The 12656-nt window shown below is 58.0% G+C and carries 9 protein-coding genes and 1 rRNA gene; 2 read left to right on the forward strand and 8 right to left on the reverse strand.

The annotated features are described in order from the left end of the window. Window position 1: 1 nt before the first annotated feature. Window positions 2-117: ribosomal RNA gene (gene rrf, locus N6L25_RS14975) — 5S ribosomal RNA — on the forward strand. Window positions 118-376: 259 nt separating this feature from the next. On the opposite strand, the gene N6L25_RS14980 is transcribed toward rrf, so the two are convergent. The 8 genes from N6L25_RS14980 to N6L25_RS15015 all read right to left on the reverse strand — a co-directional run bounded on the left by N6L25_RS14980 (window position 377) and on the right by N6L25_RS15015 (window position 11864). Next, complete coding sequence (locus N6L25_RS14980) at window positions 377-1093, reverse strand: sensor histidine kinase (RefSeq protein WP_271981833.1); 717 nt, start codon at window positions 1091-1093, stop codon at window positions 377-379. Further along, the gene (locus tag N6L25_RS14985; RefSeq protein WP_271981835.1) at window positions 1086-2729 is read right to left on the reverse strand and encodes a tetratricopeptide repeat-containing response regulator; all 1644 of its coding nucleotides are present in this window, start codon (window positions 2727-2729) and stop codon (window positions 1086-1088) included. Before N6L25_RS14985 ends, N6L25_RS14980 begins: the two co-directional genes overlap by 8 nt. Continuing rightward, window positions 2729-6247, reverse strand: a complete 3519-nt coding sequence (locus N6L25_RS14990) for a hybrid sensor histidine kinase/response regulator (RefSeq protein ID WP_271981837.1) — start codon at window positions 6245-6247, stop codon at window positions 2729-2731. Before N6L25_RS14990 ends, N6L25_RS14985 begins: the two co-directional genes overlap by 1 nt. Window positions 6248-6334: 87 nt before the next feature. Beyond that, on the reverse strand, window positions 6335-6838 hold the full coding sequence (locus N6L25_RS14995; protein WP_271981839.1) for a hypothetical protein: 504 nt from the start codon (window positions 6836-6838) through the stop codon (window positions 6335-6337). A 98-nt stretch (window positions 6839-6936) separates the two neighbouring features. After that, on the reverse strand, window positions 6937-8703 hold the full coding sequence (locus N6L25_RS15000) for a sodium:solute symporter family protein (protein ID WP_271981841.1): 1767 nt from the start codon (window positions 8701-8703) through the stop codon (window positions 6937-6939). 5 nt (window positions 8704-8708) lie between these two features. After that, on the reverse strand, window positions 8709-8972 hold the full coding sequence (locus N6L25_RS15005) for a DUF4212 domain-containing protein (RefSeq protein WP_271981843.1): 264 nt from the start codon (window positions 8970-8972) through the stop codon (window positions 8709-8711). Between the two features lie 219 nt (window positions 8973-9191). After that, window positions 9192-9899 (reverse strand): 3'-5' exonuclease, encoded by a 708-nt coding sequence (locus N6L25_RS15010; protein ID WP_271981845.1) that lies wholly within the window; start codon window positions 9897-9899, stop codon window positions 9192-9194. Between the two features lie 51 nt (window positions 9900-9950). Further along, window positions 9951-11864 carry a putative nucleotidyltransferase substrate binding domain-containing protein gene (locus tag N6L25_RS15015; RefSeq protein ID WP_271981847.1) on the reverse strand — a complete coding sequence of 638 codons (1914 nt, stop codon included), beginning with the start codon at window positions 11862-11864 and terminating at the stop codon, window positions 9951-9953. 164 nt (window positions 11865-12028) lie between these two features. On the opposite strand from N6L25_RS15015, the gene smrA reads away from it, so the two are divergent. Next, the gene (smrA, locus tag N6L25_RS15020) at window positions 12029-12610 is read left to right on the forward strand and encodes a DNA endonuclease SmrA (RefSeq protein WP_271981849.1); all 582 of its coding nucleotides are present in this window, start codon (window positions 12029-12031) and stop codon (window positions 12608-12610) included. The last annotated feature ends 46 nt before the right edge of the window (window positions 12611-12656 follow it).

Raw genomic sequence — 12656 nt, forward strand, 5'->3', positions numbered from 1 at the left:
GTCTGACGACCATAGCGGTCTGGAACCACCTGATCCCATCCCGAACTCAGAAGTGAAACAGTCCTGCGCCGATGGTAGTGTGGCTTCTGCCCATGCGAGAGTAGGTCATCGTCAGGCTCCTAATACAAAACCCCAGCATCGTAAGATGCTGGGGTTTTTTATTAGCCAAACCAAAGTGACCTACGGAGTGTGAGTCCCGGTGCCCGTAGGGCAGGCAAAGCGCCGCTTTGCCAGGGAGCGAACGACCGGGGCGTCTCGCCCCGGGCCGGGAATCGTCTCCAGCGCAAGGCGCTGGCGGTTCCGGTCAACAACCAAGCTCTAGCGCTATGCACTAAAAGCTTCTTTCGTTTAGCCGCCCGACGAAGACCGCAAGCCGTCAAGGCAGCCAGATCTCGAACACCCCGCCTTGCAACGCACCGCCGTTGCGGATTCGAATGAAACCTTCCCGGTCTCCGTTTCTGTGTAGCTGGGCCACAGATGAGGCGAAAAACAGCCCCAGGCTGGTGCTGCCGCTATTAAAGTCCAGCGACTTGAAGCTGACTGGCCCATGTTTTTGCATGTGCTCGGGGTAACCCTGACCGTCGTCTTCGACGCCGATCACCAGGTAGTGGGATTCTTCCCTGGCGGTTAGCCTCAGTCGTCCATTGCTGTAGCGGATCGAGTTGTTGATGGTGTTATTCAGTACGCCGGTTAACAGGTCTTCGTCATAAAACCCGCTTAGATCGTCAGCGACTACCTCGTACTGAATACCGTGACCCGACAACAGGGGTTGATGGCGGGCAAGTTGCTGAGCCAGAAAATCCGGAACATAATGCTCCTCGATGTGTGCGGACAAGGTCTGCTCACCGAGTCGATAGAGGCCTAACAGCTGGATCAGGTCGCTGTGAACCCGTTCGGCTTCGTACTGAAGCGTATTGAAGCTTGCGGAGTCTGCGAGTGTATCGGCGTGACTGGAGCGCAGGTCATCCAGCGAGTTCAACAGCATGCCCAGTGAATTCTTCATGTCATGGACGGCAGAAGCGATCACCATGGAAAAATCGATGGACTGAGTGTCTTCGTCGCATTCTTTCCTTGGGCCCACGGGGTCAGGCATTCTTGAGTCCCTCCAGCTTCTTCTTAAGCGCAAGGTAACGACGGTGCTGGCGATGATGTTCTGGGAGTGCAGCAAGGGCGTCAAGGTGACGATCACAGTCTTTCAGGGCTGCTTGCCGTTCCGGTTGCTCCGAATACATCTTCATTAACACCTGGATCAGGTTGAGATTAAGGGATGCATGGGAAGGAACGATCTCCAGTGCCTGCTTGAAGGCCGCCGCAGCGTCGTCCAATGCACCCTCCTCAAAGGCCTTGATGCCGGTCCGGTTGAGGTCCCGGGCCACCATGCGCTGGCGATAGCTGACGGGCTCATCCAGGAGGCTTTCGATCTGTTGTAGCAGCTCGGAGTTGTCTTCATGCTGTTTGGCGAGTCGTGCCAGAAGGTGCTTGGCTTCTTCAGCCCGGCCGAGTCTGAACAGGGTCTTGGCGTATTCTATTGCGGTATCAGCCGACAGGCTCGTCGGTTCTTCAAGATCTGTCACCACGGTTTGCAGGCATTTCTCGGCTTCGGCAGTGTTGCCCTGTCCCATATTGACTCGGGACTGGATTAACCGGCTTCGAATGACGACTTCCGGAGCTTCGGGGAAACGTTTTTCCATCCTGCCTAAGACCAAAATTGCTTCGTCGGCGTGGGCCTTGCCAGCCTCGGAAGAGTCGCCCTCGCTCAACTCGCACAGGCTGCGGCCCAGGCCCAGGTAATGTTCGGCGTTGTCGTGGATGGAATGCGCGCCTAATTGCACCGTTTTGCGCCAGGCATCGGACGCGGTAGTCATATCCTGATTGGTCTGGGCAATTTCGGCAAAGTGCTTCTGGCGGAGCAGGGCGTTCGGCGAAAGTTCGGCGGCTTTGCTGAGGGTGTCTTGAGCCAGCGACAGCTTCCCCTGTTGGGCCTGTGCCTGTGCGAGCAGGTCGTAACCTTCGATGTAGTCCGGGTGGTCGGCAATGAGAGATTTCAGGGTGCTGATGGCTTCGTCAAAATGTTGCTCCGCCAACAGCACCTTTCCTTTACCCAAACGAGCCCAGGAAAGGTCGCGCTGGGTCAGAACCTCGTCGTAGATTTTCCGGGCATGGCCGAAATCGCCTACCTGCTGGTACAGGTCCGCCAGGGTTTTTAGCAGCCAAGTCTTGTATTTCGTCTGTTTGGGCAATGCCTGCACGCACAGTGAGATCGCTTCTGGGAAGTTTTCCAGATCGATGGCGCGGTTGATCGGCAGCAGTGCCCGTCGTTGCTCCACCAGGCTCCCCAGGCGTTTTTCAAGCATGGCCCGGTTGATGGGCTTGGTCAGATAGGCGTCAGGCTGATATTCCCTGGCGCCCATGACCATTTCCTTGGATGTCTCTGCCGTGACCATCAAAAAAAGTGAGGTCCGTTTCAGCAGCTTCTTGTGCCTCAACTCTTCCAGGATGTGTTGGCCGTTCTTTCCCTCGCCCAAGTTGTAGTCGCACAGCACAACGTCAAATTGCTCATAAGTACAGCGCTGAATGGCCGCGCCTCCGCTGTTGGCGACTTCTATATGTTCGGCGCCGAAATTCCGAAGCATCTGGCGCATGGAGAGACGGAAACTGTCGAAATCATCGACAATCAGGTATCGCAGTTTCTTAAAGAAATTCTCGTGACCGTTGGCAGCAGTATCCATCATGACCGCCTTTGTTTCAGTAGTTTGTTGACTAAAGCTCTTAGTGCGGCGGGTTTAACGGGCTTGTACAGCACCTGGTATCCGCGTTGTAAGGCATCCTCTTTGACCTCTTCGCCCAGGTAACCGGTAATCAGGATGCCCGGCAGGTCGGTACCCGATTTCTCTCGAATCGCATCCATGGCATCGAGCCCATTCTGGTCGTCATCCAGCTGGTAATCAGCCAGCATGATGTCAGGTTGTCGCCCATCAAGTTTCGCAACCGCATTGTCGAGGCTCGTCGCTGCGGTAACCTGGCATTGCCAGTTGGTCAGTAGTGCCTGCATGCCCTGCAGGATCTTCACGTCGTTATCGATACACAGCACCTGGAGGTCGCGCAGGTTGGAGACGCCGCGAGCGACTCTCTGCTGACGCGGTTCACTCTGTTTGACGACCGATGAGGGTGCCCTGGGTACCGTGATGCTGAATACGCTGCCCCGTCCCTGTACCGACTGAACGTTGACGGGATGGTTCAGCATACCGCTGATGCGATCGACAATGGCCAGCCCCAGTCCCAGTCCTTTCTTGTCCTGACCTTGTTGAAGGCGCTTGAACTCTTCGAAGATCTGGGCGAGCTGATCTTCGGGAATCCCTGGCCCGGTGTCCCATACCTCAATTCGAAGATAGCCTTTTAATCGCCGACAGCCCAATAAAATTCGACCCTTGGGGGTGTAGCGGATGGCGTTGGACAGAAAGTTCTGGACGACCCGGCGCAACAGTTTGGCGTCCGAAGTTACCCAGGCCGAACTCTTCACTACATCCAGTTTTAAGCCTTGATCCTCGGCGATGGCGCAGAAGTCGGTCGCAAGATTCCGAAGCAAATCGTCAATCGGGAAGCGGCTGATCTGAGGCTCGAGAGCGCCAGCGTCCAACTTCGAGATATCCAGCAATGTACTGATGATTTCTTCCGCAGCGCCCAGCGAGCTGTCAATGTGTTCAACCAGTTCGGCGGTGTCCGGATCGTGGGTCTTGCCGGACAATGCGGAGGTAAACAGGCGGGCGGCATTCAGCGGCTGCAGAAGATCATGGCTGGCGGATGCCAGGAAGCGGGTTTTGCTCTGGTTCGCCTGTTCCGCGGTGGACTTGGCCTTCAGCATCTGCTCGTTGATGACCTGGAGCTCCTGGGTGCGTTCCTTGACCCGTTGCTCCAGATAAATATTGCTTTCTTTCAGTGCGCGTTCGGTGCGGCGCATGGCGGTAATATCCTGGAAAGTGGTTACGTAGCCGCCACCGGGAATCGGGCTGCCATCAATCTTGACGACAGTACCATCTGGACGATGGCGTTCGTATGAAACCCGTTCCCCCAAACGCATACTCTCGCATCGGGTTTGGATGATCTCGTCGATTTTTCTCGCCGGCAGGTTAGAACTGGTGAGATTAAAGCGCATCATGTCTTCAATCGGACGCCCAACTCTGACAAACCCCCTCGGGTAGGCGAACAATTCCAGGTAGTGATGGTTCCATACCACCAGCTGCTGTTGATGATTGACCACGGATACCCCGAGGCTGATGTTCTCAATCGCCGACTGCAACAATTCCCGGCTGAACGCCATCGCCTGAGAGGCCTCATCAACAATGCTGACCACATCCTCAATCTGCATGTCGCGACCGGTGAGGGTCGACTCCAGCACCACCCTGGCGGTGGAAGCCCCGATAACCGAGGCCAATTGGCGTTCGATGTATTTCATCAGGTGAGAGGAAGCCGGTCGCTGGGGCGACAGTCGGATGGCGTTTCGGCGCTCGTAGTTGCGAAACAGAGCTTCCGCCCGCTCTTCTCCCATAAACCGATCCGCCAGGGCGTGCAGGTCGGCGGTCAGGACTTCACCCTCCCAGGCCTGTTGTTGGGGCGTTTCCGCCCTTGGTTGCGGATCGTGGAAAAAGGATGCGATCTGGATCTTTTCCCTGACCCGCTGTCGGGTCAGTAACGACAACACGATGTAGGTCAGGGTGTTGACGCCCAGGCTCCAGATGATGCCATGGCTGACGCTGTCCAGCTCCACCCCCAAGAGCGCTGTTGGGCGGATCCAGTTGATGCCCCACAGGCCCTCCTGTATCAGTGTATCGCTCAGCCACCCGGTGGAGGCAAGGGCAGGGATCAGCATGGTGTAGATCCACACCACAAACCCGGCAACCAGTCCCCAGAAGGCACCGGTATGATTGCCCTGGCGCCACAGGATGCCCCCGACCAGCGCTGGGCCAAACTGTGCGGCGGCCACGAACGACAACAAACCGAAAGCGGTCAGGCTGTATTGTTCGCTGGCCAGCCGGTAGAACCCGTATGCGGTCAGCAGGACGCCAACGATGGCAACGCGCCGGATACTGAGCAGCAGGTGGCTCAAGTCATCTCGCTGATTCATACGCGGACGGAAAAACCGGAGCAGAGTGGGCATTACAATTTCGTTGCTGATCATAGTCGCGATGGCCACGGAACAGACGATCACCATGGCCGCTGCGGCTGAGCCGCCCCCCAGGAACACCAGAACCGCAAGCCACCGTTCGCCAGCCAGAATCGGCAGGCTGAGAATCAGCGTGTCCGGATTCAGCTCCTGCGCACCAGGGAGCAGCAGACCCGCGGCCGCGATGGGTATGACGAACGCACTTGCGATCACCAGATAGGCCGGCATGGCCCAGCGGGCCACCTCAAAGTCCCGATGGTCGGTATTCTCCACCACCATGACATGGAACTGGCGAGGCAGGCAGATGATGGCAAGCATGCCGATCAGCGTTTGCGTCACGAAGGCGGTGGTGTCGTACCCATCGGTGGTCAGTGGACCGATCAGATCCGCGGCGCTAGTGGCCTGAAACAGGTCGCCAAAGCCATCGTAGAGCCCGTAACCGACAAACAGCCCAACCGCGATAAACGCGACCAGCTTGATCACCGATTCGAAGGCCACCGCCTGAATCATGCCTCGGTGGTGCTCGGTGGATTCCAGGTGACGGGTACCGAAGAGCACGGTAAAGGCCGCCAGCGCCAGGGTGATGTACCAGGCGGAATCACTCCAGGCCGGGTGCTGGGTGACGCCTTGGGCGGCTTCCGCGTCCAGCAGGATATTGAAGCCCATGGCGATTGCTTTCAGCTGCAGCGAGATGTAAGGCACGCTACCAACCAGGGCTACAACCGTAATCAGTGCCGCTAACGATTGGGATTTGCCGTAACGGGAGGCGATGAAGTCGGCAATCGAGGTGCTGTTATTGCGTTTGCTGATGTAGATGATGCGGCGCAACAAGGGCGCACCGAACAGAAACACCAGCAAAGGGCCCAGGTAAATGGGCAGGAAACCGATGCCTTCCTGGGTTGCCCGTCCAACCGCGCCGTAAAAGGTCCAGGAGGTAAAGTAGACCGCCAGGGACAAGGCGTAGATGTGGGTTCGGGCAATGCGTTTGCGGTACAGCGTTGGGTGTCGGTCCCCCATCCAGGCGATGGCGAACAACAATGAAATGTAGGTGATGGAAATTAGAACTAACAGCCAGCCGCTGAACATAGTGGCAAGATCTCGTGACCCTTCGCTAGTGAGAGAGCGCCGGCCCGTGCGGGTGGCTAACTCGCCCCCCAGCTGGCCGGCATGGTATTAAAAACAGGCAGCGATGAACAGGCGATTGCTGTCCGACAGTTTGCGCAGTTGATCCACTTGCGGGCTGCCATTGTCATCCAGCGGCACCAGCTCCTGAGTGGAACAGTTCAGTAGATGGACCTGCTTGGATACCGCATCAGTATAGGATTGTTCGAAACGATACAGGTAAAACAGGTGCACATCGCGGTCATTGGCCGAGGTTTCGATACTGTTGCTGTCCAATACCGTGAATCCCATCACCTGGGGCACCAGGTAGGTCCAGGGCCGCCAGAGCACCGATTTCTCTTCTTTGGCAACGATCACGGCCTCTGGTGGGAGTTGGGACGCTTTATGCCCATACCAGGAGTATTCACCATACACCAGGTAACCCAGCATACCGAGCCCGCCAAACACCGGAATGATCCACCTGGGCGCTTTCTTGCGGCTCAGGGAGCGGATGCCGAGGGCAATACCGGCGGCACCCAGGCCGCAGAATACAGTGGCAACAAATGTCCAGAACATAATGAATTCCTTAACAAAAACGGGCCTCCTCGGAGAGAGGAAGCCCGTTTCGAGTCTACCTTAACAGATCAATGGCTGTTTGAGGTCAACATTATTGCTTAGTGGTCCACGGCGCCACTAGCTCCGCGGGGATACCGCACACTCTCCACCAGCTCCTGAATCTCTTTCGGTGGCTGCTCGGTCACGGAGGAAATCCCGAAGGCGATGGCGAAGTTGATCAGCGCGCCAACCGCGCCAATGGACAGTGGGGAGATGCCCAGAATCCAGTTGGCCGGAATGTCTTCCAGGTTGTTGGTTCCCGGGATGAATAGCCAGCCTTTGTACACGAAGATGTAGACCAGCGTGAAGGTGAGGCCGGCCAGCATGCCAGAGATGGCGCCGGTGTTGTTCACCCGCTTGGAGAAAATACCCATCATCAGAGCCGGGAACAGCGAGGCTGCCGCGATGCCGAAGGCCAGGGCCACCACTTGTGCCGCGAAGCCGGGCGGATTCGCCCCCAGGTAGGTGGCGACAACAATCGCGACCGCCATCGAGATCCTCGCCGCCAGCAATTCGCCTTTATCCGTGATATTGGGGTTGATGGCGCCTTTGATCAGGTCGTGACTGATTGCCGAGGATATCGCCAGCAATAACCCGGCTGCTGTCGAAAGCGCTGCGGCCAGACCGCCGGCTGCAATCAACCCGATGACCCAGCTGGGCAGGTTGGCAATTTCCGGGTTAGCCAGCACCAGGATATCCCGGTTGACCACCAGTTCGTTGCCATTCCAGCCCCGGGACTCCGCTTCCGCCTTGAACGCGTCGGTGTCATTGTACAGCTGGATGCGACCGTCGTTGTTCTTGTCCTCATACTGGATCAGCCCGGTGACTTCCCATTCGCGGACCCAACTCGGCCGTTCGTCATATTCAATGGGTGCGGCTGCGGTGCCGTCAGGATAGATGGTGGTCATCAGGTTGAGGCGGGCCATGGAGGCCACTGCCGGCGCAGTCAGGTAGAGCAGGGCAATGAACACCAGTGCCCAGCCTGCCGACCAGCGCGCATCCGCCACCTTGGGCACGGTGAAGAAGCGAATGATGACGTGGGGCAGGCCCGCGGTGCCAATCATCAGCGACAGAGTGAACAGCACCATGTTCAACTTGTTGTCGACGTCGTCCGTATAGGAGTTGAAACCAAGATCGGTGATGATCTGGTTGAGCTTCTCCAGCAGCGGCAGACCGGAATCGGCATGGGTAGAGAACAGGCCAAGAGGCGGCACCGGATTACCGGTCAGCTGCAGTGAGATAAAGACCGCCGGGATGGTGTAGGCGATGATCAGAACGCAGTACTGCGCCACCTGGGTGTAGGTGATTCCCTTCATGCCACCGAGTACGGCGTACACGAAGACCACTATGGCGGCAATGATCAGGCCCATGGTGGCGTCCACTTCCAGGAAGCGGGAAAACGCGACGCCGGCACCGGCCATTTGGCCGATGACGTAAGTGACCGAGGCCACGATCAGGCAGACGACGGCCACCAGGCGAGCACTTTTGCTGTAGAAGCGATCACCAATAAACTCCGGCACGGTGAACTTGCCAAACTTCCGCAGGTACGGAGCCAGCAACATCGCCAGCAGGACATAGCCTCCCGTCCATCCCATCAGGAAGGTGGAATTGGCATAGCCGCCAGCCGCAATCAGGCCGGCCATGGAAATAAATGACGCTGCCGACATCCAGTCCGCTCCGATGGCCATGCCATTGGTGATCGGGTGGACGCCGCCACCGGCGACGTAAAAGTCCTTGGTGCTACCGGCCTTGGCCCAGATGGCAATGAGGATATAGAGGAGGAAGGAGCCCCCAACGAAAATCAGGTTAACGGCAAATTGGCTCATTGGGCTTACTCCTCATGCACGCCGAATTTTTCATCAATCTTGTTCATACGCCATGCGTAATGGAAGATCAGCGCGATGAAGGTCAGGATTGAACCTTGCTGGGCGAACCAGAACCCAAGATCGGTACCGCCGATAGCAATTCCAGCGAGCATCGGTCTCAACAGAATGGCAAAGCCGTACGACACCAGTGCCCAGATAATCAGGCTACCGATGATTAATCGCAGGTTTGCTTTCCAGTAGTTTGCAGAATCGTAGCTATGACCAGACATAACAGCACTCCTGTTTGTTGTTGTAGGTGCGTTTAGTGCGTGGAGCCAGGGCTTACTCAGAGGACCTCTTTTTGGAAAAGCTTTGTGTTTTTGGAAGCGAGCTTTGTTGTCGTGTGTTTCTCTGACTGCAGTTCTATTTGACTTTACTCGTCAACAGGAAATTGAATATTGGCAAAAGGTCTAAAATTGCCTGGGGAAAAAGCTCGTCGTGGGAAGCGGTTACAGACGTTTTAGCGAATTTAGGCGGCGAACGTCGCGTAGTTTACGGTTAAGTTCCGACAACGTCGCGAGACCGGCCTTGCCGGCCCGATTGAGCGCGATGAGTGTCAGCTCCGCCGTCACCAGGGCGTCGGCGGCGGCATGGTGGCGTGCACTGGCGGCCAGACCAAACTGCGCCGACCAGTGGTCCAGGGTATGGCCACCGGGTTTGGCATCCGGAAACAGCGCCGGCATCAGCTCGGCCACATCCAGCCAGGTATGGGGCTGGCTGTAGGCCAGCGTTTGCCGCAGTGTCTTCTCGAGAAACTTCTTATCGAACGCCGCGTGGTAGGCCAGGATCGGGTCGCCGTTCATCCACTCCAACAGGTGCAGCAGTGCGTCTTCGGTTTCGTGCCCCTTGGTCAGCGCTTCCGGGCCTATGCCGTGGATCAGCACGGTTTCACTGATGTCCAGCTCGGGTCGCCGGAGGATCAGATCAAACTGATCGTCCATGGCAATTCGCTGACCGTTGATCGCAACCGCCCCGATGGCAATGACCTCATCCTTGGCCGGATTCAGGCCGGTAGTTTCCAGGTCGAGCACGATCAGCCGAAGGTCCGTCAGCGGTTGGGCCTGCGGTGTCTTGGGGGCCGGCAAGTGCGCAAGGGCCTGCTGTGCCTTCCGGCCGCTGCGGCTCCGGTTCAACCAGGCTTGCAAGCGCTCAAGCACGATCGGGCTCCCGCGGGAGAGGGGGCGCTAACGCCGCCATCGAATCGTTCGTCACAATTGGTAGGTCACTTCCAGTTTTTGTTGCAAGCGTTGGGCCTGTCGAAACGATTCTCTGAGGATTCGGCGATCCAGGGGGTTCAGATCGTCTGGATTGATGAAATTCGACAGGGGCTTTTGCTGCTTGAGCTGTTCCTGGTGCGCGCGCATCCGGATGGCCTGAATCAGGCTGTAGGCTTCTTTCCAGGCACTGGCGTCCTTGCGGTCGAAAACGCCTTTGTCAGCCAGAGCATCCAGGCGCTCCAGGGTATTGGCGGATTCCACCTGGTGGGCCAAGGCAAAGACCCGTATCGACTCGACAAAAGGCGCCAGGCCTTGCCGTTTCAGGTCCAGGGTGTGGGGCTCGCCATCCGAGGCATAACGAAAGCCCCGGAACAGGTTGAGCGGCGGACGTCGGTTGAGGGCGTTCTCGGCCAGCATTTTCTGGAACAGGGGGTTGGCGGAAATGCGGCCCAACACCCCGTCAAGTAACGATTGTAACGGGTCGATCGGCCCGAACACCGCTCGCATGTCGAGAAATATCGACGAGTACATCAGGTTCTTCGGCGTGGCGGCATCAATAAACTGCTGGAACCAGTCGTCCCATTCCCGCTGGCTCAGACACAGCTTGGGGTTATTGGCCATGATGTTGCCTTTGCACAGCGTGAAGCCGCATTCGGCCAATTCGTGATTAACGGTATCCGCGAATGGCAGTAGCCGTTCCCGCGCCTGACTCTCGCTCACCCCGGCCGGAGCTTGGAACAGAATGCCGTTGTCCTGATCCGTGAGCAGTGTTTGTTCCCGCCGACCTTCACTGCCAAACGTCAGCCAAGTGAAGGGGAGGCCTGGGGCATGGCGCTTCAGGTTGAGTTCCAGCACCCGTCGCACGGTCACGTCGTTCAGGGTGGTGATGATCTTGACCACCTGGCCGGAATCCGCGCCATGGGCCAGCATCGAGTCCACCAGCCGTGACACCTCGCTGCGCAAGCTCACCAGGGTTCGCAGGTGAGTGGCGGTGCCGATGGTTCTCGCCAGATGAACCAGGTCCACCCGCTGCAGGGAAAACAGGTCGCGTTCGGAGACCACGCCAATGAGCTGATTGTCGGCATCCTTCACGCAGAGATGGGCGAAATGGTGTTCGGCCATCAGCATGGCGGCCTCAAAGGCATCGGCAGTGGCCGGCAGGCAGCAGGGCTCGGGGGTCATAACCTGGCTCACCGGGGAGTCCAGGGGCGCAGTGCTTTCCGCCACCACGGTTCTCAGGTCCCGGAGCGTGAAGATACCGATGGGGTGGCGGTTGTCGTCCGTCACCACGATGCTGCCAACGCTGTTGTCGTGCATCCGGCTCACGGCTTTACGAATGGGGGTGTCCGGCGAGCAGACGATTGGGTTGCGCAGCGCGTATCGTGCCAGCGGGGTATCCAGCGAGCTGCCGTGTCCGATGGAGGCCATGGCGCCGGACTGGATACGCTGATTGACCTGGTCCAGTAGGCTGCTTACCCCGCGCAGGCAGAAATCCCGGAAGGTGTCGCTATCGGCAAACAGGGTGACAAAACTGTCATGGTCCAGGCTCAGGCAAAAGGTGTCGCCGCTGGCCCGGTGCAAGGTGCGGGTCGGTCGTTCACCGATCAGTGCGGCGAGGGGGAAGCACTCACCCTGGCTGATCTCGAAGGTGGTTTCCGTTTCCCCGGTGCGTTCGCTGACCCGTTCGCCCTGGACCCGGCCCTGTTTCACCACATAGAAGCGGTCGACGGCACCTTCTGCTGGCGACAGAACCACATCGCCGTCGGCGAAAAACTGCAGCGATGCGTGTTCGGCGAAATGGGCGAGGTGAGCGTCGTCCATGTTGGAGAAGGGCGCGTGTTCCCGCAGGAAGCCAATGACGGCTCGGGTATTCTGGGGCAGCTCGCGATCCAGGGGGGTGGTCATGCCGGGGTTCCGGATTGTGGTTGGTTTGGTTGACAGTGTAGACCAGGCCAATCCCGGTCGTGATTTGGGCTTTGGTCGCAGAATCCCAGCCGCAACGGCACGCTTTATAGCGTTGAGAACGAGTGGTAAAGTGCAGGTGAAACAGGCTGCTTACGGTTATTGGTATGACCACAAAAGACGAACGACTCAGTTTCCTGGAGGAGATGGAGGGCGTTCGCCGGATTCGCCGGCCCAACCGGGCCGATGTGAAGAAGCCGCGAGAGATAACGCCCGGGCATCTTGAGCGCCAGCGGGCAGCCTTGGCCAAGCCAGCGTTGGACCGAAATCCGCTGACTGCCGATACGGTGGACCCGCTCACCGCCCATGACATCCTGGGATGGCAGCGGCCGGGTGTTCAACACGGCGTATACAAGAAGCTCCGGCTTGGGCAGTACCCCATTGAAGCGCGCCTTGACCTCCACCGGCTGACCGTTGAAGAGGCCCGGCGGGAGGTTTATGGTTTTGTGCAGGACTGTGCCCATTATGGGCTCCGCTCAGTGCTGATCCTTCATGGTAAGGGTGAGCGTAACCCTGACGGCATCGCTCAATTGAAAAGTTATCTCGCCAAATGGTTGCCGGAACTGGACGATGTGCTGGCCTTTCATTCCGCACAGAAACACCATGGCGGGACCGGGGCCGTGTATGTGATGATTCGCAAGGGCGACCGGCAGAAGCAGGAAAATCGCGAACGGCACGGCAAGCGGTAATCCCGCTCAGCCCCATTCAGTACCCCTTCCATTCATACCCATTCGA

This window comes from Marinobacter sp. SS21 (assembly GCF_028369065.1).
GTDB lineage: Bacteria > Pseudomonadota > Gammaproteobacteria > Pseudomonadales > Oleiphilaceae > Marinobacter.

Bases quoted from the DNA above. Each gene is read 5' to 3' on its own strand.
- N6L25_RS15015 (WP_271981847.1), bottom strand. From the start codon at position 11,864: ATGACCACCCCCCTGGATCGCGAGCTGCCCCAGAATACCCGAGCCGTC.
- N6L25_RS15000 (WP_271981841.1), bottom strand. From the start codon at position 8,703: ATGAGCCAATTTGCCGTTAACCTGATTTTCGTTGGGGGCTCCTTCCTC.
- N6L25_RS14980 (WP_271981833.1), bottom strand. From the start codon at position 1,093: ATGCCTGACCCCGTGGGCCCAAGGAAAGAATGCGACGAAGACACTCAG.
- N6L25_RS14995 (WP_271981839.1), bottom strand. From the start codon at position 6,838: ATGTTCTGGACATTTGTTGCCACTGTATTCTGCGGCCTGGGTGCCGCC.
- N6L25_RS14990 (WP_271981837.1), bottom strand. From the start codon at position 6,247: ATGTTCAGCGGCTGGCTGTTAGTTCTAATTTCCATCACCTACATTTCA.
- N6L25_RS14985 (WP_271981835.1), bottom strand. From the start codon at position 2,729: ATGGATACTGCTGCCAACGGTCACGAGAATTTCTTTAAGAAACTGCGA.
- smrA (WP_271981849.1), top strand. From the start codon at position 12,029: ATGACCACAAAAGACGAACGACTCAGTTTCCTGGAGGAGATGGAGGGC.
- N6L25_RS15005 (WP_271981843.1), bottom strand. From the start codon at position 8,972: ATGTCTGGTCATAGCTACGATTCTGCAAACTACTGGAAAGCAAACCTG.